This is a genomic window from Flavobacterium sp. AC105 (genome assembly GCF_979258495.1).
In genome coordinates, this window is record NZ_OZ409860.1 from 4,466,699 (window position 1) to 4,488,702 (window position 22,004).

20 protein-coding genes are annotated in these 22,004 nt (G+C 33.5%); 12 read left to right on the top strand and 8 right to left on the bottom strand.

Annotated features, from left to right (window positions below; genetic code table 11):
- Positions 1-65 precede the first annotated feature (65 nt).
- The 3 genes from lysS to ACZ0AH_RS18535 all read left to right on the top strand — a co-directional run bounded on the left by lysS (position 66) and on the right by ACZ0AH_RS18535 (position 3,696).
- Entirely contained in the window at positions 66-1,769 is a 1,704-nt protein-coding gene (lysS, locus tag ACZ0AH_RS18525) for a lysine--tRNA ligase (protein WP_463477251.1), read from the top strand.
- An 86-nt stretch (positions 1,770-1,855) separates the two neighbouring features.
- Positions 1,856-3,196 carry an AAA family ATPase gene (locus ACZ0AH_RS18530; protein WP_463477252.1) on the top strand — a complete coding sequence of 447 codons (1,341 nt, stop codon included), beginning with the start codon at positions 1,856-1,858 and terminating at the stop codon, positions 3,194-3,196.
- Positions 3,193-3,696 (top strand): hypothetical protein, encoded by a 504-nt coding sequence (locus ACZ0AH_RS18535; RefSeq protein WP_463477253.1) that lies wholly within the window; start codon positions 3,193-3,195, stop codon positions 3,694-3,696. The genes ACZ0AH_RS18530 and ACZ0AH_RS18535 overlap by 4 nt, the downstream gene beginning before the upstream one ends.
- Positions 3,697-3,890: 194 nt before the next feature.
- On the opposite strand, the gene ACZ0AH_RS18540 is transcribed toward ACZ0AH_RS18535, so the two are convergent.
- Both ACZ0AH_RS18540 and ACZ0AH_RS18545 read right to left on the bottom strand, forming a co-directional pair.
- Positions 3,891-4,484, bottom strand: a complete 594-nt coding sequence (locus tag ACZ0AH_RS18540) for a hypothetical protein (RefSeq protein ID WP_463477254.1) — start codon at positions 4,482-4,484, stop codon at positions 3,891-3,893.
- A 64-nt stretch (positions 4,485-4,548) separates the two neighbouring features.
- A complete protein-coding gene (locus ACZ0AH_RS18545) occupies positions 4,549-5,574 on the bottom strand; it encodes a 2-hydroxyacid dehydrogenase (protein WP_463477255.1) in 1,026 nt (341 codons plus the stop codon).
- Between the two features lie 182 nt (positions 5,575-5,756).
- Between ACZ0AH_RS18545 and ACZ0AH_RS18550 the strand changes: the two genes are divergently transcribed.
- Together ACZ0AH_RS18550 and ACZ0AH_RS18555 are read left to right on the top strand one after the other, a co-directional pair.
- The gene (locus tag ACZ0AH_RS18550) at positions 5,757-6,197 is read left to right on the top strand and encodes a hypothetical protein (protein WP_463477256.1); all 441 of its coding nucleotides are present in this window, start codon (positions 5,757-5,759) and stop codon (positions 6,195-6,197) included.
- Between the two features lie 160 nt (positions 6,198-6,357).
- Positions 6,358-7,080 carry a hypothetical protein gene (locus ACZ0AH_RS18555; protein WP_463477257.1) on the top strand — a complete coding sequence of 241 codons (723 nt, stop codon included), beginning with the start codon at positions 6,358-6,360 and terminating at the stop codon, positions 7,078-7,080.
- Positions 7,081-7,123: 43 nt separating this feature from the next.
- Here the strand turns inward: ACZ0AH_RS18555 and hemL are convergent, their stop codons facing one another.
- The 4 genes from hemL to ACZ0AH_RS18575 all read right to left on the bottom strand — a co-directional run bounded on the left by hemL (position 7,124) and on the right by ACZ0AH_RS18575 (position 10,644).
- Positions 7,124-8,410: a glutamate-1-semialdehyde 2,1-aminomutase gene (gene hemL, locus ACZ0AH_RS18560; RefSeq protein ID WP_463477258.1), complete on the bottom strand. Its 1,287-nt coding sequence runs from the start codon at positions 8,408-8,410 to the stop codon at positions 7,124-7,126.
- A gap of 116 nt (positions 8,411-8,526) precedes the next feature.
- Entirely contained in the window at positions 8,527-9,411 is an 885-nt protein-coding gene (locus ACZ0AH_RS18565; protein WP_463477259.1) for a glucosaminidase domain-containing protein, read from the bottom strand.
- Positions 9,404-10,300, bottom strand: a complete 897-nt coding sequence (locus tag ACZ0AH_RS18570) for a 1-aminocyclopropane-1-carboxylate deaminase/D-cysteine desulfhydrase (RefSeq protein WP_463477260.1) — start codon at positions 10,298-10,300, stop codon at positions 9,404-9,406. The genes ACZ0AH_RS18565 and ACZ0AH_RS18570 overlap by 8 nt, the downstream gene beginning before the upstream one ends.
- Before the next feature lie 8 nt (positions 10,301-10,308).
- Positions 10,309-10,644: a hypothetical protein gene (locus tag ACZ0AH_RS18575; RefSeq protein ID WP_463477261.1), complete on the bottom strand. Its 336-nt coding sequence runs from the start codon at positions 10,642-10,644 to the stop codon at positions 10,309-10,311.
- Positions 10,645-10,756: 112 nt separating this feature from the next.
- Here ACZ0AH_RS18575 and ACZ0AH_RS18580 point away from each other — a divergent pair, with 112 nt between their 5' ends.
- From ACZ0AH_RS18580 to ilvA, 4 genes are all read left to right on the top strand, one after another.
- Positions 10,757-10,942, top strand: a complete 186-nt coding sequence (locus ACZ0AH_RS18580; protein WP_463477262.1) for a DUF5522 domain-containing protein — start codon at positions 10,757-10,759, stop codon at positions 10,940-10,942.
- 464 nt (positions 10,943-11,406) lie between these two features.
- Complete coding sequence (locus tag ACZ0AH_RS18585; RefSeq protein ID WP_463477263.1) at positions 11,407-13,383, top strand: urocanate hydratase; 1,977 nt, start codon at positions 11,407-11,409, stop codon at positions 13,381-13,383.
- A gap of 102 nt (positions 13,384-13,485) precedes the next feature.
- Positions 13,486-14,022: a DUF4136 domain-containing protein gene (locus ACZ0AH_RS18590; RefSeq protein ID WP_463477264.1), complete on the top strand. Its 537-nt coding sequence runs from the start codon at positions 13,486-13,488 to the stop codon at positions 14,020-14,022.
- A gap of 277 nt (positions 14,023-14,299) precedes the next feature.
- Positions 14,300-15,544: a threonine ammonia-lyase IlvA gene (gene ilvA, locus ACZ0AH_RS18595; RefSeq protein ID WP_463477265.1), complete on the top strand. Its 1,245-nt coding sequence runs from the start codon at positions 14,300-14,302 to the stop codon at positions 15,542-15,544.
- Positions 15,545-15,625: 81 nt separating this feature from the next.
- On the opposite strand, the gene ACZ0AH_RS18600 is transcribed toward ilvA, so the two are convergent.
- A complete protein-coding gene (locus ACZ0AH_RS18600; RefSeq protein ID WP_463477266.1) occupies positions 15,626-17,767 on the bottom strand; it encodes an RICIN domain-containing protein in 2,142 nt (713 codons plus the stop codon).
- A 349-nt stretch (positions 17,768-18,116) separates the two neighbouring features.
- Between ACZ0AH_RS18600 and ACZ0AH_RS18605 the strand changes: the two genes are divergently transcribed.
- The 3 genes from ACZ0AH_RS18605 to ACZ0AH_RS18615 all read left to right on the top strand — a co-directional run bounded on the left by ACZ0AH_RS18605 (position 18,117) and on the right by ACZ0AH_RS18615 (position 21,062).
- Complete coding sequence (locus ACZ0AH_RS18605; RefSeq protein ID WP_463477267.1) at positions 18,117-18,500, top strand: group III truncated hemoglobin; 384 nt, start codon at positions 18,117-18,119, stop codon at positions 18,498-18,500.
- 80 nt (positions 18,501-18,580) lie between these two features.
- Positions 18,581-19,024 carry a hypothetical protein gene (locus ACZ0AH_RS18610; RefSeq protein WP_463477268.1) on the top strand — a complete coding sequence of 148 codons (444 nt, stop codon included), beginning with the start codon at positions 18,581-18,583 and terminating at the stop codon, positions 19,022-19,024.
- Positions 19,025-19,295: 271 nt separating this feature from the next.
- Positions 19,296-21,062, top strand: coding sequence for an aromatic amino acid hydroxylase (locus ACZ0AH_RS18615; RefSeq protein WP_463477269.1), 1,767 nt, complete (start codon positions 19,296-19,298; stop codon positions 21,060-21,062).
- 273 nt (positions 21,063-21,335) lie between these two features.
- Here the strand turns inward: ACZ0AH_RS18615 and ACZ0AH_RS18620 are convergent, their stop codons facing one another.
- Positions 21,336-21,965 (bottom strand): DUF4230 domain-containing protein, encoded by a 630-nt coding sequence (locus ACZ0AH_RS18620; RefSeq protein ID WP_463477270.1) that lies wholly within the window; start codon positions 21,963-21,965, stop codon positions 21,336-21,338.
- Positions 21,966-22,004: the final 39 nt, after the last annotated feature.

A 22,004-nucleotide genomic window follows, 5' to 3' on the forward strand; every position in this document is an offset into this window, starting at 1 on the left:
TAAAAACTGCATTCTGAAATCTACATTCTTTTCTTTATCTTTGCGCACTTAAAAAAGAGCACAAAATGGCATTATCAGAACAAGAAATCATCAGAAGAGAAAAACTTCAAAACTTACGCAACTTAGGAATCAATCCTTATCCGGCTAATCTTTTTCCTGTAAATCACACTTCGAAGCAGATAAAGGAATCGTTTGAAGAAGGTAAAAAGGTGATCGTTGCGGGTCGTTTGATGAGCGTGAGAGATCAGGGAAAAGCTTGTTTTGCTGAGTTGCAGGATAGCGAAGGACGTATTCAATTATATGTAAATCGCGATGTTTTGTGTGAAGGTGATGATAAAACATTATACAACACGGTATTTAAAAAATTAACTGATTTAGGTGACTTTGTTGGTATTGAAGGAGAATTATTTACTACACAAGTTGGTGCACAATGTATTCGTGTTAGTGGATTTACTTTTTTAAGTAAAACTTTGCGTCCTCTTCCTTTACCAAGAGTTGATGTGGACGGAAACGTTCACGATGCTTTTACAGATCCTGAGTTACGTTACAGAATGCGTTATGTAGATTTAACAGTGAATCCGCAGGTTAAGGAAAACTTTATCAAACGAACGAAGTTATTTAGCGCAATGCGTGGTTATTTTAACGATGCAGGATATCTTGAAGTTGAAACTCCGGTTTTACAGCCAATTGCGGGTGGAGCTGCGGCGCGTCCGTTTATCACGCACCATAATTCGCTTGATATTCCGCTTTACATGCGTATTGCAAACGAATTATATTTAAAAAGATTAATTGTTGGTGGTTTTGAAGGTGTTTATGAATTCTCGAAAAACTTCAGAAATGAAGGTATGGACAGAACGCATAATCCTGAATTTACCGCAATGGAAATATATGTAGCCTACAAAGACTACAACTGGATGATGGAATTTGCTGAAGGCCTTCTTGAGCATTGTGCGATTGCCGTAAACGGAACCAGCGAAGTTACTTTTGGTCAACACCAAATTAACTTTAAAGCGCCTTATGCTCGTGTAACGATGACAGATTCTATCAAACATTTTACTGGTTTTGATATTTCAGGAAAAAATGAAGATGAATTATTTGAAGCGGCAAGAGGAATGGGAATCGACGTTGATAAAACAATGGGGAAAGGAAAATTGATCGATGAGATTTTTGGCGCTAAATGCGAAGGAAATTATATTCAGCCCACTTTTATTACGGATTATCCTAAAGAGATGTCGCCTCTTTGTAAAGAGCACCGTGACAATCCTGAACTTACAGAACGTTTTGAATTAATGGTTTGTGGTAAAGAAATTGCAAATGCATATTCTGAATTAAATGACCCAATTGATCAGCGTGAGCGTTTTGAAGATCAAATGCGTCTTTCTGAAAAAGGAGATGATGAAGCAAACGGAATTATCGACGAAGATTTCTTAAGAGCTTTAGAATACGGTATGCCGCCAACATCCGGAATGGGAATTGGAATGGATCGTTTGATTATGTATTTAACAAACAACGCATCGATTCAGGAAGTTTTATTGTTTCCGCAAATGCGTCCGGAGAAAAAACAAGCACAGATTGAACTTTCTGACGAAGAAAAATTCATCATCGATTTATTGAAAGGAAATGAAAATAAAATGGATCTTCAGCAATTAAAAATTACAGCTAATTTAAGTGGTAAAAAATGGGATGCTTCTATGAAAAATTTATCTAAACACGGTTTGACGAAAGTGGTTGTGGATGGTGAGTTTAAATTTGTGGAATTGGTGGAATAGATTCCTTTAAAACATATTAAAATTTAAAAAGGAGCTTTTATTGAAGCTCCTTTTCTTATATAAAAATTTTCCTTAATTTTGAAAACATGGAAAGAGCAAAACTTATTGTTAAAAATTTCGGACCTCTAAAAGATATTGAAATCGAAGTTAGAGAAATGGTTACTTTTATTGGGGCACAAGCTTCTGGAAAGAGTACTTTAGCTAAATTAATTTCCATATTGGAAGATGAAATTTTTAGAAAAAAAATAGATCTCTCATTTGAAGATGAGTTGAGAAAATATAACATTTCTTCATTTTTAAATGATCAAACATATATTAAATATCAAAATATAAGTTATGACAAAAGTCCATTTATTTTTGAGTTCAATAATCTAGAATCAACAAATACTAATATTCAAAGTGCTTTAGAATATTTTAAAGATATAAAAATAAAATATAAAAATTACGGACTAAACATTGATACTGATACTCAGGAAGATGTAAAAAAAAATATATTAATTTCCTTAAATTTACATTCTGTTTTTTATCGAAATGAAATAATTGAATTTTTTATAACAGATAAACAAAAAAGTAATTTTTATACATTTTTGAAGAAGAAGGAAAAATTTGAAAAACTTACGATTGGAGATATCGACACCATTCTTACTATTATTGGAAAAGAAAAAAATTTAGATTGTTATATTGAATTGTTTGATAACGTAGTAAACTTATTTCCTGATTTATATTTATTTGACTCTATCTACATACCTTCAGAAAGAAGTTTTTTACATTTAATCAAAGAAAACGCTTTAGGCTTACTTAATAATAATGTGCAGATTCCAAAACATTTATTAATTACTGGACAAGAATACGAAAAAGCAATCCAATCTATAAAAGAACTACCATTAACTATTATTGATAAAAAATTTAAATACAAAAGAGAAGGAAAGACATCTTACATCTATCATAATGAAAATGAAAAGGTTGATTTATTAGAGTCTGCCTCAGGACTACAATCTGTTATTCCTATTTTATTGTTAGTAGAATACTCAAAATCATTAAAAGAAGAATATAATTTCAATTTTGTTGTTGAAGAACCTGAATTAAATTTATATCCAAAAGCACAACACGAACTAATTAAATACCTTGTTAAAAATTGTTTGTTAGATAGAAAGAATTTAATTCTTACTACGCATAGTCCTTTTGTTTTAGCTTCTATTAATAATTTATTGTTAGCTTATGATAAAGGAAAAGCCAAACCAAAAGAAGTAAATAAAATTATTAAAAAAGAATCTTGGTTAAATCCTAAAAACTTTATCGCTTACGAATTGAAAAATGGGAAAGCAAAAAAGATCATGAATGATAAGTTAGGGCAGATTGCAGAGAATATGATAGATTCTGTTTCTGATACTTTTGCTGATGAATTTGATAAACTTTTAGATTTATGAGTTTTGAAGAATTATTAGCTCATTTTCCTGATTTACAAAAAGATGTTTGCTATAAAATATTAGAAAATTCCGTTTATTATCTTGAAGAAGTTAAAGACTCAACAACTCAGTTTAGATCTGAAGAAGAGTATTGGAATCTTTGTTTAGAAAATGATAATTTGATAGAAATTTTACTTCTCGAGAATGAACACTCCATCATGAAAAATGAAGATTCAAAAAAGTGTGATTGGGTTTTGTTTGAAAATAATAAGCTATATTTAATTGAGTCGAAAGATGTAAAACCAAGAAATAGAAGAAAAGAAAGAAATGATGCAACAAAACAATTAATTGCAACAATTGAATTTTATAAATCTAAAATTGAATTAGATTCAATATCAATTTTTTCTCAAATTTGTTTCAAGTCAAATTCAAGAATAGTAAAAGCAGGAGATCAGGCACGAAAAGTTTTATTTAAGCAATATAATTCCGAATTTTCAGAAGGCAATCTTATTAAATTCTAGTAAATCAATTATCATGAATACTTAAAAACTTACCAATTCGAGCAATTTGAATTAGATATTCTTAACCAAAGCGAAGAAGATATAAAATATGGCAGAGTTATTTCTCAGGAAGATTTAGATAAAGAAGATTTAGAGTGGCTTTCTCAAATATGATAGAAACCCGACAGGTTGAAAAACCCTGTCGGGTTTGAATTTTAAAACGAATACTTATCTAATTTCTTTCCCTGAATATCCAAAACCTTCGAATTTTCTTTAGAAATATCTCCTTTCCAAACTTCCTGAACGGATGGATTTGAAGGATATTTTCCGTTTTTTATTTTCAAAAAATGAAATTTTCCTCCTGTTTGAAATATAAGATTGTAAAATGTATCAGTTGATGAAGTTGTAATATAAATAGGAAAATCGGTTACGGTAAAAGCATTCATTAAACTTCCATCGTTATTCAAAATATAACCTGAACAACCACCGCTTCCGCAGAAATAAGAATTCGAGAAACCAACGAAATATTCGTCTTTTTTATCGTTATTCAAATCGAAAGCGTCGTAATAGAAAAACCGATCTTCTTTTGTCATGGCGGGCAAATCATTTTTCAATAAAATCAAAAGCTGTTTTCTAATTAATTCTACTGTTTCATTCTCTTTTGGAAAAGCATCACTAACATCTGCCGTTCCTGTTACCGTTTTTGACAATGTATCCTGAACAATTGATTTAACAATATTTTCCTTTCCTTTATTTTGACAAGAAATTATCGCCAAAATTACAAAGGCGATTAAAATTTTATATCTCATAACTATTGTTTTTTATTCTTAAGATTCCGTTTCGAAACCTATCGGGTTTGCCAACTAATTCAATTTAAACCAATAAAGCCGCTTTATTCTCAATATCATTTTCCGTCAATAACGATTTAATATTATTAAAAGTGACCAAAGCGATTTGCGTTAAAGCTTCATTCGTAAAAAATGCCTGATGCGCGGTTACCAAAACATTCGGAAAGCTCATTAAACGCTGAATCGCATCATCCTGAATAATATCAGCAGATAAATCTCTGAAGAAAAGTTTTTCTTCTTGTTCATAAACATCAATTCCCAGATATCCAATTTTCCCTTCTTTCAAACCTTCAATAACACAAGCTGTTTCTATCAATCCGCCACGGCTTGTATTGATAATCATTACGCTGTCTTTCATTTCATCAATAGACTTTTTATTAATGATATGTTTGGTTTGCTCATTTAACGGGCAATGCAGCGAAATAATATCGCTAGTTTTAAAGATTTCTTCTAAAGAGACAAATTTTACTCCGTCTTTTTCCATTTCCGGATTTGTGATAATATCATAAGCCAGCACTTTACATCCAAAACCTAAAGCAATTTTAGCAAAAGCTTTTCCGATATTTCCCGTTCCGATGATTCCGATTGTTTTGCCGAATAGATCAAAACCTAATAATCCGTTTAGGGAGAAATTTTGTTCACGAACTCTGTTGTATGCTTTATGGGTTTTTCGGTTTAAAGTTAAAATCATTGCCATTGCATGTTCTGCGACCGCCTGAGGAGAATATGCAGGAACGCGACAAACTTTTAAATTGTATTTTTTGGCGGCTTCTAAATCTACGTTATTAAAACCTGCACAACGCAATGCAATTATTTTCACATTCTTTTCTGCCAATTGTTTTATAACAGATTCGTTGACAATATCATTTACAAAAACACATACAATTGAAGCGTTTTCGATTAAAATAACGGTTTGAGGATTTAGTTGCGTTTCAAAAAAATCCAATTCGAAACCAAAATCACCATTATACTTATTAAAGAAAGCTTTATCGTAAGGCTGAGTCGAAAAAAAGGCGATTTTATTGGTATTTGTTATAATTGCTACACTCATGATAATTTGTCTAATTTCTTAATGAACTAAGTTAAGCATTTAATTTTGTAATCTTATTACAACAAAAAAGCTTTAAGGAATTCTTTTTCAATTTGTTAAATAAATTAAAATTCTAACGATCAAATTAAACCTATTGAATTTAATAATGTCTAATCGATATAAACAATTAAAAAACTTACATCATGAAAAAATTATTTATTGCAGCTTTACTATTCGTTGGAGTAGTAAGTTTTGCACAAGACATGGATCAAAAACCGGCGCGCGATCAAAGAGAAAGATTAACTCCGGAACAACGCAGCGAAAAGCAATTGGCAAAATTAACCACAGAATTAAATCTTGATGCTAATCAACAAGCACAAGTAAAACAACTTTTAGCCGAAAGAAGTGCTAAAGCAGAAAAATTCAGAGAAGCACGTCAGGCAAAAAAAGATAGTGACGTAAAACCAACGGCTGAAGAAAGAGAAGCTTTCAAAAAAGAATTAATGGCAGAAAAAGATTCTAACGATGCTAAAATGAAAGCGATTCTGAATGCCGATCAATACAAAAAATGGACGTCTATTCAAGAAGAAAACAAAGACAAAGCAAGAGAGAAAATGAGAGAATACCGAAAAGATAACAACTAATCTTTCGAATAAAAAGAGGCTTTTAAAGCCTCTTTTTCATTATTAGACTTCAGTATTATTCAATATCATATCTGTTAAATAAATGATAATTCTGACAATCCAATTAAACCTAATGAATTCGATTTGGTCTAAATGGTATAATCATTAAAAAAAACGAAAAATGAAAAAATTATTTATTGCTGCTTTATTATTCGTTGGAATAGTAAGTTTTGCACAAGACATCAATCAGAAACCGACACGTGATCAAAGAGAAAATCTAACTCCGGAACAACGTAACGAGAAACATTTACAAAAGTTAACTTCTGACTTGAATTTAGATAAAAAACAACAAGAACAAGTAAAACAATTGTTGGCCGAAAGAAGTGCCAAAGCAGAAAAGTTTAAAGATTCAAGAAAAGACAAGAATACAAAACCGACTGCTGAAGAAAGGGAAGCTTTTAAAAAGCAAATGGAAGCTGACGAAACAGCGAACGACGCTAAAATGAAAGCAATTTTAAATGCAGATCAATACACAAAATGGACTGCACTTAAAAAAGATCATAAAGGAAAAAGAGATCATAAATCTCCGCAAGAACGCAATCAGGCACATTTGCAAAAATTAACAACTGATTTAAACTTAAATGCCGATCAGCAAAAACAAGTTGGCGAACTTTTATCTAACAGAAGTACTAAAATGGAAATGCTGAAAAAAAGCAGAAAAGATACTGGTATTGCACCAACAGACGCTGAAAAAGCGGCTATGAAAAAACAAATGAAAGAAGATCATAAAGCGTATAATGCTAAAATGAAATCTATTTTAACTGCTGATCAATATAAAAAATGGGAAGCAATTAAAAAAGAGCATAAAGACAAAATGAAAGATCACCGAAAAGATAAAATGTAATTGAGATCAAAAAAAAGAGGCTTTTAAAGCCTCTTTTTTGTTATTAAAATGTTTTCGAAACTTTATCGATCGCATGGATCGTAAAATCTAAATCTTCATAAGTTAATGCATCTGTAATAAACCAGGTTTCATATGCTGATGGTGCAATGTAAACACCTTCGTTTAGCAAACCGTGAAAGAATTTCTTAAACGTTTCGTTGTCTCCTTTTGCAGCCGTTTGAAAATCGGTAACCGGATTTGCATCAAAATGTACCGAAATCATAGAACCTACTCTATTGATGGTAAAAACAACATTATTTGCTTTTAAAACCCTGTCAATTCCAGCTTCTAAATATGCTGTTTTTTCTTCTAAACGGGTAAAAATTTCACGATCATTATCAAGAGATTGCAACATTGCTAATCCCGCTGCCATTGCCAACGGATTTCCTGATAATGTTCCTGCCTGATAAACAGGTCCAAGCGGTGCTAAATAATTCATGATTTCGGCACGTGCAGCAAATGCACCAACTGGTAAACCTCCACCAATTACTTTTCCGAAAGTAACAATATCAGCGACGATATTATACAATTCCTGAACGCCGCCACGAGCTAAACGAAAACCAGTCATTACCTCATCAAAAATTAGTAAAATTCCGTTTGCGGTACACAAATCTCTTAATCCTTGCAAAAATCCTTTTTGAGGCGGAATACATCCCATATTTCCGGCAACTGGTTCAATTATAATTGCAGCAATTTCGTTTTTATTAGCTTCGATCAACGTTTTTACGTTCTCTAAATCATTGTATTTCGCTAACAATGTATCTTTTGCAGTTCCTTCTGTAACGCCCGGACTATTTGGCGATCCAAAAGTTACGGCTCCACTTCCGGCCTGAATCAAAAATGAATCTGAATGTCCGTGGTAACAACCGGCAAATTTAATTATTTTATCTCTTTTTGTAAACCCGCGAGCCAGACGAATTGCGCTCATACATGCTTCTGTACCTGAATTTACAAATCTTATTTTATCAATATTCGGAACCATAGAAACCGCCAAGGCTGCGATTTGAGTTTCCAGTTCCGTTGGCATTCCAAATGAAGTTCCAAGTTTTGCTTTTTCGATTACGGCATCAACAACAGGCTGATATGCGTGACCTAAAACCATTGGTCCCCAGGAGTTGATATAATCAATTAATTTATTTCCGTCTTCGTCATATAAATAAGCTCCTTTGGCACTTTTTACAAAAATAGGAGTTCCACCAACTGCTTTAAAGGCTCTTACTGGCGAATTTACGCCTCCCGGAATTACTTTTTCTGCTTCAGCAAAAAGCTGACTACTTCTTTTATAGATCATTTTATTTTTAGATTTTTAGATGTTAGATCGTTAAACTTCTTAGATTTTTGAAGCAAAATAATTCAATATCTATTTTTTATTTAATAATTTATAATTAACAATCAATAATTAATAATTTATTTCACTCTCAGTTTTTGCCCTACAGAAAGCGTATTATCCAAAAGATTATTTTTCTGTTTTAAATCATCAACCAGCAAGTTGAATTTTTTTGAAATCGAATACAAGGTGTCTCCTTTTTGAACTTCGTATAAATTAGGATCATTCAAATTTATATTAGAATTAGAAGTTTTGGTTGTAGTGCCAACCGATTTATCAAACGGCTTATAACTTTTTCCTGTAACCTGACAATCGTATTGGTGCAAATTATAACGTTCTATATAACTGATTAATTTATCCGGATAATTAGGATCTGTCGCATATCCGGCCGCTCTTAAACCTTTTGCCCAGGCTTTATAATCGTCTTTTTCGTAAGTAAATAAAGTTGCGTATCTGTTTTTTCCAACCAAAAATAAAGCGTGATCACGATAAGATTCTGATGCTTCAGTATATTTTCTAAAACATTCCTGAGCCGAATCATCATCATGCCGAACACTTTCTCCCAGCCAATCATTATGGCATTTTATCCCAAAATGATTATTCGCTTCTAATGCCAAATCTCCTTTTCCTGCTCCAGATTCTAAGATTCCCTGAGCCAGAATAATACTTGCAGGAATACCATATTTCTGCATATTTCCCATTGCAATATCTTTAAATTGCAATACGTAATTATTGATTAAATCGCTGGTTACAACCGTTTTTGAAGTCGACTGAATTACCTCAGTTGTAACATTTGTAGAAGGATAATTTTTGCCAATTGGCTTAACTGGTGTTGACCTTTTGGTAGTCGCTACTCTTGGTTTTTGCACTGCTGCAGCTTTTCGGGTTGTTGCAATAGTAGGTTTGCTGGCAGAACAACTGGCTAAAGTTGCAATTATAAAGAGAACGATGATTTTTTTAAACATTTTTTTTGAGTATTGGTAATTTCTTCTGCATCAATTTTATATTCATTCCGTCAATTCCCTGTAATCCGCCTGTGTGAATGAGTACTATTTTTGAATGTGGCTCAAAATAATTTTTGCCGATTAAATCTATAACGCCAAAAACCATCTTTCCTGTATAAATTGGATCTAAGGGTACTTTATTTTCTTCAAAAAAAGCATTGATAAATTCAATTAATTCCAAATTTACCTTTCCATAACCTCCAAAATGATAGTCAGAAATTAAATTCCAGTTATCTTTTTTTGCAAAAATACGAATTTCATCGGTTAAAAAGTCACCTTTTAACGCCGGAAACCCTAAAATTTTCTGATTTGGAAAAGCACTATTGATTAATCCCGAAATCGTTCCGCCCGTTCCTACCGCGCAACAAACGTAATTAAAAACAGAATCTTCTTCTGTCAAAATCTCTTCGCAGCCTTTTACGGCCAGTTCATTTGTGCCTCCTTCGGGCACTAAATAAAAATCTCCGAACTTGTCTTTTAATTTTTCTATAAAAGAAATTTCGCTTTTTAGCCGGTAATCTTCTCTGGAAACAAATTCAAATTGCATTCCGTTTTCCTGAGCAAATTTCAGAGTTGGATTCTCTTCAATTTTATCAAAAAGTTCGTCTCCGCGAATAATTCCGATAGTTTTAAAACCCTGCTCTTTTCCTGCATAAGCAACTGCGGCAATATGATTCGAAAAAGCACCGCCAAAAGTCAATAAAGTAGTTTTATTTTCGGCTTTTGCCTGAAGTAAATTGTATTTCAGTTTTCTGAATTTATTCCCGGAAACAAACGGATGAATCAAGTCTTCGCGTTTAATTGTCAAAGAGATTTCATTGGGAAAATTGATATGAATATCCTGGTTCAAAATCAGATTTATTTTAAATTAATGTATTTCAGAAATTGAAAAAAAGATCGGTTTTTCAAATAATTCAAGTCGCCTTCTTTCGCATAAGCTTCTCTTTCAAAACTTATATTCCGGTACGCCAAATCTTTGTTTTTATATTGAAGCAATCGAATTAAATATTCTGAAAAATACCAAATAAAAAAAGGAAAAATCAACATTTCCAGCTGCTGTCTTAAATGTATCTTTTCGTGATTAACGAAAGTTTCATTTGTTTTATCAAAACCATATTTTACTATTACAAACGGAAATACAGTCATTCCACGATATCCATTCGGAATTAAATATTTAGCAACAATTAGAAACATTGGCTGTAAAATTTATAAATTTGTAGCTATAAAATTGTTTGATTTCAATAAAATCATAATCAATTATTTATTTTTGATTTTTTGAAGAAATAAAACGACCGAAAGCAGATTTATGAAAGAGCAAAGTAATGAAAATAAATTAATCGAAGGCGAAGATTTTTATTATACGCCCGAAGGTTATAAATGTTTTACCGAAAAACACCACCTAAAACGTGGTTATTGCTGCAAAAGCGGTTGTCGTCATTGTCCGTACGGATTTGATAAAAACACAGGACGAATTAGAAAACAATCTAATTAGAAAATGTGCCAATTTGATAATGAGATAATTTTGTCATCCTGAGAAAAGTCGAAGGACAAATCTAAAATCTAAAATTATATATGGATATTCTCTTGCGAAAATTTAGGATTACGATCCACAAATCCTATCACAGGTCGGATATTCGTTATCCCTAGCTTTTTAATTAGATAATTTGTCAATTAGAAAATGAGATAAATATTTCAGATCGAATTTTCATTGATAGATATTTCGCTCCTATGGAGCTTTTGTAAAAGACCGATTCTATTTTTCTATAAACATGACGCCTTTCCAAGGCTGGAAATAACTCCGTAGGAGTACTATATTTATAGGGAAAAATTAACGCCGGGATATAGCTCCAGCGGAGCGATATAATTTCAAGAGAATAATTAAAATAGACAATTGATTATCTGACTTCAAAAAAATCTCAGAAGTCTAAAAATCTAATATCTAAAAATCTAAAAAAAATGACTTTTAAAGAAGAAATACAACAAGGAATTCCAACAATATTACCTCCAAAAAAACAATACGATTTAGCGATTAATCATGCGCCAAAACGAAAAGACATTCTTTCGGCAGAAGAAAAAAAACTGGCTTTAAAAAATGCTTTACGTTATTTTGAAGCGAAACATCACGCTGAATTGATTAAAGAATTCTCTGAAGAATTAGAAAAATACGGTCGTATATATATGTATCGCCTGCGTCCGGATTACAGAATGTACGCCCGACCAATTGACGAATATCCTGGGAAATCCATACAAGCAAAAGCGATTATGCACATGATTCAGAACAATCTGGATTATGCTGTGGCGCAACATCCGCATGAATTGATTACTTATGGCGGAAACGGGGCTGTTTTTCAGAACTGGGCGCAATATTTATTGACGATGCAATATTTGTCTGAAATGACAGATGAGCAGACTTTAACGATGTATTCAGGACATCCAATGGGATTATTTCCTTCGCATGCTGAAGCGCCGAGAGTTGTAGTTACAAACGGAATGGTTATCCCAAATTATTCGAAACCGGACGATTGGGAAAAAATGAATGCTTTGGGCGTTTCACAATACGGACAAATGACGGCCGGAAGTTATATGTATATTGGCCCTCAAGGAATTGTACACGGAACTACGATTACGGTTTTGAATGGTTTCAGAAAAATAAAGCTAAATCCTGAGGGAAATCTTTTTGTGACTTCAGGTCTTGGCGGAATGTCCGGAGCACAGCCAAAAGCCGGAAATATTGCCGGTTGTATTACGGTCTGCGCCGAAGTAAATCCTAAAATTACAAAAATTCGCCATGAACAAGGCTGGATTAATGAAATCGTAACTTCGACAGAAGAATTAGTAAAAAGAGTCAATTCGGCGAAAGCCAATAAAGAAGTGGTTTCGATTGCTTATTTAGGAAATGTGGTTGATGTTTGGGAGTGTTTCGACAAAGAAAACATAAAAATTGATTTGGGTTCAGATCAGACTTCACTTCATAATCCTTGGGCTGGAGGTTATTATCCGGTTGGAATTTCTTTTGAAGAAGCCAACGAAATGATGGCCAATAATCCAGAATTATTCAAAGAAAAAGTTCAGGAATCTTTACGTCGTCAAGCGAAAGCAATAAACAAACACACCGCAAAAGGAACGTACTTTTTTGATTACGGAAATGCGTTTTTATTAGAAGCTTCCCGCGCTGGTGCTGATGTAATGGCAGAAAACAATATCGATTTTAAATATCCGAGTTATGTTCAGGATATTATGGGACCAATGTGTTTCGATTACGGTTTTGGACCTTTTAGATGGGTTTGTACTTCAGGAAAACCGGAAGATTTACAGAAAACGGATACTATTGCAAGCCAGGTTTTAGAAGAATTAGCCAAAACTTCTCCAAACGAAATTCAACAGCAAATGCAGGATAATATAAAATGGATTAAAGGCGCGCAGGAAAATAAATTGGTTGTAGGTTCTCAAGCCAGAATTCTGTACGCTGACGCTGAAGGCCGAATTAAAATTGCTGAAGCTTTTAATCAGGCGATTGCAAAAGGCGAAATTGGAACGGTTGTTTTAGGTCGTGATCATCATGATGTTTCGGGAACGGATTCTCCTTACAGAGAGACTTCTAATATCTATGACGGTTCTCGTTTTACGGCAGATATGGCGATTCAAAACGTGATTGGCGACAGCTTTAGAGGAGCAACCTGGGTTTCGATTCACAATGGCGGAGGAGTTGGCTGGGGAGAGGTTATAAACGGCGGATTTGGTATGGTTCTTGATGGTTCTAAAGAAGCTTCAAAGCGTTTAGCATCAATGCTTTTCTGGGATGTTAACAACGGAATTTCAAGAAGAAGCTGGGCTAGAAATGACGAAGCGATTTTTGCCATAAAAAGAGCCATGAAAGTTCAGCCCTTATTAAAAGTGACTTTACCTAATATTGTAGATGAAAGTCTCTTTTAATTAAATTGTCATCCTGAGCGAAGTCGAAGGAATGTCACCCTGAGCGGAGTCGAAGGGCACTCAGCCTGACAAAGAAATTGAGAACAAATAAATTTTATAAAAATGAAAACATTCAAATTAGTGCCCGTTTTTTTGCTTTTGATACTCGCCTCATGCAGTACTGTTAGTGTTTATTCTGATTACGATAAAAACGTAGATTTTGCACCTTATAAAACTTATGCTTTTTTTAAGCCGGGAATCGATAAGGTCGAAATATCTGATTTGGATAAAAGACGTATTCTACGCGCCATCGATGATCAAATGCAGGCAAAAGGTTTTACAAAAAGTGAAAACCCTGATTTATTAGTAAATATTTTTACTAAATCAAGAGAACAAGTTGATGTGAACCAATTTAGCGCCGGATGGGGTTATGGTTGGGGTTGGGGATGGAATCCTTACATGATGTACGGAGGACAGACCACTGTTTCAACTTCCACAGAAGGAACTTTATTTATCGATTTGATCGATGCTAAAAAGAAAGAAATGATCTGGCAAGGTGAAGGCGTTGGAACTTTAACCAGAAACGTGGATAAAAAAGATGAAAAAGTTACTGAATTTGTAACTAAAATTTTAGCGCAATACCCACCGGTAAAAAAATAATTAATACATTTGCGATTCAATTATCTGAAATGAAAAACTTAAATATCATGATTATCTCTATTATCATTATTGCAATTCAGCAATAACGGCGAGGTATTATATAAATAAGTAAACAAAATACATTTTATTAAACCTCCCAAATCGGGAGGTTTTTTTTTATTTTATCAATTAAAAAATAACCACAAATTACACATATTTTCACAAATTATTTCCCTGTGTTTGAGTAAATAAATTAGCGGAAATTTGTGCAATTTGTGGTAAAAAAATAATAAACAACATGAATTTATTTAACGAAGTACTTGCCGCCAAAAAACAACTTGAAAATGTAGTTTCTGCTACGCCGCTTACACAAAATTTGAATCTTTCTGAAGAATTTAAATCGACAATTTTATTAAAAAGAGAAGATTTACAAATTGTCCGGTCGTATAAAATCAGAGGCGCTTACAACAAGATTTCTTCGTTGAATGATGCTGAAAAAGCTATTGGAATTGTCTGCGCAAGTGCCGGAAATCATGCGCAGGGCGTGGCGTATTCTTGTCATCTTCTGCAAATAAAAGGGAAAATTTATATGCCAAAAACAACTCCAAAACAAAAAGTAAAACAAGTTCAGTTATTCGGGAAATCGTTTGTTGAAATCGTTCTTACCGGAGATACTTTTGATGATGCTTATGCTTCGGCTACAGCCGATGCTATTCAAAACCATAAAATTTTCATCCATCCTTTTGATGATGAAAAAGTGATTGCAGGTCAGGGAACTGTAGGATTAGAAATTCTGGAAAGTTATAAAGAGCCGATTGATTATGTTTTTGTTCCGATTGGCGGCGGCGGATTAGCTTCTGGTTTATCAGAGGTTTTTAAACATTTGAGCCCAAATACTAAGATTATTGGTGTTGAACCAAAAGGTGCGCCTTCGATGAAAACTTCGATTGAAGAAAACAAAAATACGGCTTTAACCACAATTGATAAATTTGTAGATGGCGCCGCAGTAAAACAAGTTGGCGATAAAACGTTTGAGATTTGCCGTTATAATTTAGAAGATATTATTCTGGTTCCCGAAGGAAAAGTCTGCACCACAATTTTACGATTATACAATGAAGAAGCCATGGTTGTTGAGCCGGCCGGAGCGTTAACGATTGCTGCTTTAGACTTTTATAAGGATAAAATAAAAGGAAAAACGGTCGTTTGTATCGTTAGCGGAAGCAATAACGATATTGAAAGAACTGCCGAAATAAAAGAACGTTCCTTATTATATGAAGGTTTGATGCATTATTTTATGATTCAGTTTCCGCAGCGTCCGGGAGCTCTGAAGGAATTTGTAAACAATATTCTGGGTCCGGATGATGATATTACTTATTTTCAATTTGCGAAGAAAAACAGCCGCGAAGTAGGTTCTGTAGTTGTTGGGTTAGAACTGAAAAACAAAAAAGATATTCTAGCCATTAAAATGAATATGACCAAAAATGGTTTTGAGTTTCAATATTTAAATGACAATCAGGATTTATTCACGCAATTAATTGGATAAAAACAAAAAGGCTGTTTGACGTAAATCAAACAGCCTTTTAAACTCAAATATAAAATTACTAATTGAATTCCGTATTTGTAATTATTGCTTCAATACTTTTTTAGAATAAGAACGTTGACTATCGTTAACTCTTACTACATACAGTCCTTTTGGTAGTTTCGAAATTTCGATTGCAGTTTCACTTCCATTTTCAAAATCCACCGTTCTTTTTAAAACACTTTGACCTCCAACTGAATAAAGCTCAACCTGACCTGAACCAGAATTAGGCGTATTGATTTTTAAATAGTCATTTGTCGAATTGATGTAAACAGAAAACTCAGATGATGTAGGTTCCAGAGTAACTTTTTTAGCAGTTGATTCAACCTGTACCAATTGCCATTGTTGGTTTAATCCGCTTGTATAATCCCAAATTTGAATGTTAGCACCATTTGCTGTAGAAACATTTTCAACATCAAGAGATTTATTGCTGTTTACGTTGATAATACTATAATACCCGCCTCCAAGACTATTAACAGTCCATTTAAATTCATTAGAATTAGAGAAAGTTTTTTGCTGCACTTTCAATCCATTTGCTGTTCCATTGTTTTCAACTGCCAAATACATTCCTGTAGATTTTACGATAATGTAATAGCTGCCACTTCCTGTAGAAACAAATTTCCAGCGTTGGTTACTTCCACCGCCACCGGTAACATCATATTGCTGAATACGACCGCCGCTTGTAGTTGAATTATCAGCTACATCAAGTGCTTTATTGCTGTTTCTTGAAACAATATTATAATATCCGGGAAAAGATGACGATGGCGGTGATCCTGCTCCCCAATTAAAAGTAACAGCTGATGAAGCCGGAACTGTGTAATTAAATGCAGAAGATCCAGAAACAACTTTAATCGTATTTGCTGATCCTGAATTATAAATTACAAGTGCAATTGATCCGTCAGGGTTTTTAAATCCGGCAGAAACAATTGAACCGCTTGTACTTGAAGAGCTGATTCTTAAAGCTCCCGGTTTTACAAATTTTGAGATTTGACCAATAATATAATACGCTACATTTTTAGTATAACTGGTACTGTTGTTCACGGTAATAGCACCTAAACAAGTATTACATCCCCCAGGAGTACGTGGCCCAAGGCTTGAATTATTAGCTGCATTCCATTCTAATACGGTTTTTGCCCAGTTATTTGTACTTCCAATAACGATGTTTTGCATGTGCCATCCAAAATCTCCACTAAAACTACCGCCTGAGCTTGTATATTGTTCTGTAAAATAAACATTTTTATTCGTTGCATTTCGTACTGTCGACATTGCTGAAATGTTTCCTAAATACAAGTGAAACGCTGCACCATCAACATAACTGCTGTTGTTTAAAACATCCGTAGGATATGCAGTGTTATCGCAATTGTGATCAAAAGCAATAATTTTTATGTTTCCGTAACCGGCTGTTGCCATTTGTGGCCCAAGCTGTTGATTAATAAAATTCTTTTGTTCTGTTGAATTCATCAACATACTTGGTTCATTATTTGGATTTTCAGGTTCGTTTTGAGGTGTGATTCCCCAAATAGAAATTCCCTGCGCCTGCATTGCAGCAAAATATTTTACAAAGTATTTAGCGTACGCTGCATAATATTGCGTCTGCAAACTTCCGCCAACCCAAGATCCATTGGTTTTCATCCAGCGTGGCGCTGACCAAGGTGTTGCTAATATTTTTATGTTTGGATTAATAAGTAGAATCTTTTTTAGAATCGGAACTAAATAGTTCAAATCCGGACCATTAAGACTAAAGTTGTTCATGTTTGTGTCTCCGGAAGTTTCGTTATAACTATAAGAAGAACTACTTAAATCTGAAGCTCCTATACTAATACGAACCACATTTGCGTTTAAGCCTGTAGTAGGATTATACAAATCATTCAACAATTGATTTTGCTGTGTTGCAGCCATTCCGCTGATTACTTCGCAGCTTCCTTCTGTAAGTGTGTAACCAAATCCGTCCATGGTTTGGTATGTTGTTCCTGCGTTAACGGTTACTGTAGAAGGATTAGTTCCTGAATTGCTTCCAAAGGTAACAGTACCTTGTTGCTGCAATAATTTTGTTTGGTCTCCTGAGGTGATCCAGGGAGTAACAGTTTGGGCATTCATTTTAACAGAAAATGAAATCATAATAATGAAATACATCATTATCTTAAATTTCATTCGGTTTTTTGGTTTTTGGGTAATTTTGTTCATCATTTTTTGGGTTTTTAATAATTAAATTTTTCTTAAATTTTAAGGTTAATTTTATTAATTTACTTCAATATTATGTTAAATTTAATTAAAATGACAATTATACAACTTTACAAATACACATCAAATCATAATTCAAACCTTACAAAAACTTATCTGATTTATTTTTAAATTATTAATTACCAGCTCTTTAAAAATAAAATATTACCATATTCAAAAATTATACTACTTATCTTATTATTCTTTTTTATAAATGTTTTAAAATTCCGTCTTTTATATTTATTAGAGGATACAAAAACTGGCTTATTTCGTGCTTTAAACGTACTTTTGCCGCTTGATTTTTATTTTTATAAACATGCCTACTCAAGATATTTCAAACTTAGATGACATTAAGCTTTTAGTAAATACATTTTACACAAAAGTGCAGGAAGATGATTTAATTGGTCCCATTTTTAATGAAAAAATGTTAGGAAGATGGCCTGAACATTTAGAAAAAATGTATCGTTTCTGGCAGACCATTTTATTAGAAGTACATACATATTCCGGAACTCCTTTTCCGCCACACAAACATTTGCCGGTAAATCAATCTCATTTTGACCGGTGGATGGAAATTTTCACTTCAACGGTTGACGGTTTATTTGTTGGAAAATTAGCCGAAGAAGCTAAACTTCGTGCTGCAAACATGGCTTATATGTTCAATTACAAAATTGAATATTTCAGGAATTTAGAAAATCAATAAAAAGTTACATCAAATTTCATAATAGACTGAATTGCTATTTTATAAATAATTAAATTTGATTGAAACAATCTTATCTGAATATGAAAAAACTAATGCTGTCTCTTTTACTGTGTCTTTTATTTTTCAACTTGAGCAACGCGCAAAAACCCGCAGAAACTTCCTTATATAAAGGAACTATTGATGGAAAAATAGCGGTTACATTTTTTATCAAAACGGAAGAAAATCCTTGTACCGCTGATTTAATGTATACATCAATGTATCATTATGATAAATCCGGAAGCTGGATACAATTGGATATTACTCAAAACAGAAAAAATGAAAATGACTTTGTAATGGTAGAACACGATTTTTCTGGCGTTATGATTTTGAAGAAAACCGGAACAAGTTTTAGCGGTTTGTGGATTAGTCCAGACGGCAAAAAACAATTAAAAGTTGAACTGAAAGAAGCTACAATGACTAAAAAGGATGTGGAGAAATACGAAGAAAAAATGGAGAAAGTAAATTATGAAAATAACGATTGCTAAAGAAAAACTTCTGTTTCTATAATTCAAAAAATGCTCTTTTGAAAACTGGTGCCCTAGCCCTGATGGAAGCGGCATCCTTTTTATTTTTTCTTTAAAAATAAAAAGATATAGCGGACAGCAGGAAAAAGCTCCAAAAAAGCAACATAAATAACAAGCAAATAGCTAACGAAACTGCAATAAAAAATCGTTTTGAATAAAAAAATTGTGACAAACAGCAAAAAATAGCGGTCAAAATTCGTAATTTTACATTCTAATCTACAACGTTTTCGAAATGAATGCAAGTATTGAAACAAATCCGTTATTAGAGCGATTGCCTAAACATTTAAAGCAATTTATTAAACCTCAGGATTATGGTGATTATACACCAATTAATCAGGCGGTTTGGCGTTATGTAATGCGTAAAAATGTAGATTATTTATCTAAAGTTGCCCATAATTCGTATTTGGATGGTTTGCGAAAAACCGGAATCGAAATCGATTCTATTCCGAGTATGTACGGCATGAACCGAATCCTGACCGAAATTGGCTGGGCTGCAGTTGCCGTTGACGGATTTATTCCGCCAAATGCTTTTATGGAATTCCAGGCTTATAATGTTTTGGTTATTGCATCGGATATTCGACAGTTAGAACATATAGAATATACGCCTGCACCGGATATTATTCACGAAGGCGCCGGCCACGCTCCTATTATTGCCAATCCTGAATATGCGGAATATTTACGCCGTTTTGGCGAAATTGGCTGTAAAGCGATTTCTTCGCACAAAGATTATCAAATGTATGAAGCGATCCGTTTGCTTTCGATTTTGAAAGAAGCCGAAGATACGCCACAGGAAAAAATCGACGAAGCCGAAAAAGCGGTCGCAGATTTGCAAAATAATATGGGCGAATTGTCTGAAATGGCGCAAATTAGAAACTTACATTGGTGGACAGTTGAATACGGTTTGATTGGAACTGTCGAAAACCCAAAAATATATGGCGCAGGATTGCTTTCTTCTATTGGTGAAAGTGCGTGGTGCATGACGGATAATGTGAAGAAAATTCCTTATGATATTTCGGCTGCAAATCAGAATTTTGATATTACGAAGCTGCAGCCTCAACTTTATGTAACACCAAATTTTTCCTATTTAAGTTTGATTCTGGAAGAATTTGCCAATAAAATGGCATTGAGAACCGGAGGACTTTCGGGAATTCAAAAACTGATTCATTCGAATGCTTTAGGAACAATTGAATTAAGTACCGGTTTGCAAATTTCTGGTGTTTTTACTAATGTAATTGAAGAAGAAGGAAAACCGGTTTACATTCAGACAACCGGAAAAACAGCTTTATCCTATCGTGAAAAAGAATTGGTTGGTCACGGAACTTTAACACATCCCGATGGTTTTGGAAGTCCGATTGGGAAACTAAAAGGCTTTAATTTATCGATTGAAGATATGAGCCCGAAGGATTTACAGGCTTATTCGATCGTTGAAAATGAAACCGTAAAATTAGAGTTTGAAGGTAATATAATTGTTGAGGGTGAAATTATTACAGGTTCAAGAAACTTACACGGAGAAATTATTTTAATTAGTTTTAGAAATTGTAAAGTAACTCATGGCGAAACAATTTTATTTCAGCCTGAATGGGGAAATTATGATATGGCGATTGGTAAAAAAGTAGTTTCTGCTTTTTCCGGTCCAGCCGATGTGAATAGTTTTGATTTGATTAATTCTGTTCCGAAAACGACAACCATTAAAGCAAAACATACAAATGAACGCGATGATTTAGAAGTTCTATATCAAACGGTTCGCATGATTAGAGAAAATAAAGATTCTAAATCTGAAGTAAAAGCTGTTTTTGAAAAACTTAAAAATAACCATGCTAACGATTGGCTGCTTTCTGTTGAAATCGCTGAACTTTTGAAAGATTCTGATGAAAAACAGCTTTTGCAGGAAGTTTTGGTTTATCTGGATCAATTGAAAGTAAAACGTCCTGAAGTCGCGCATTTAATTGCTGGCGGACTGGATTTGATTTTTGATAGTTCTTTGCCACAAAGGCACTAAGGCGTAAAGTTTTTCTTTTGATTGTGTTGAATTCATTTCTCGCAGATTTGGCAGATTGAGCAGATTTTTTTCAATCTCGCAATCTCGATAGCTATCGGGATGCAAAGTTGTAAGTTTGTCATTTCGGGAAACGAGAAATCGCACTCGTAACCCGACAAAGATTGGCGCTTTTAGGAGTGTGATTTCTAGTGCGATTTCTCGTTCCTCGAAATGACAAAAAGTACGATTAGATTATTTTAATAAAACTTTGTGTCTTAGTGTCTTCGTCGCAAATCACAACTTCAAATCTTCGTTAAAATCTTTATCAGATTCTATAGTTTTTCCTTCGTATTGTAATTTCCAGCCCATTGAATTGGTTAGGATTAAAATCTTCGACAATTCGCTGATTAATCTGTTTTGGGCATTGGTTTTTAGTGTAGACTTTTCGATTTTCTTGGCCAGGTTTGCCTTTACGGATTTGTTGATTTTATTGTAATCGTCTCCTGTAAACGGATTTAGTTTACTTTGTTCTACGTCGTAAAACTGAATATCCGGATTGATTGTGATTTCTTCTTTTGGGATATTTAGGATTGTAATTGTTTTATTTTTCTCGTCGATGTCGTATTTCATTTTATGCAAATCGTACGCAACCGTTACATTTGCATTTACGACAACAAGCGCTTTTTTCTCAAAAGAAATCATATCCAGCAAATATTTCTGTTGATTTTTATAGGTTATAACTTCTGAGAAATGTCCTTCGGTGACAACCAATTTTCCAACATTAAGAATTTGCTGCTGAATTAAATTGGTGTTATAATCGATGGTAGAATCGTCGTCTTTTTTGAATTGGCAATATTTGAAAGCCAAAACTATTACGAGTACTGCAACAGCTAAAACTATTATCCTTTTTATTAAATTTTGCATTCGATTTAATTATTAGACCAATTTACTTCTTTTTTTTAG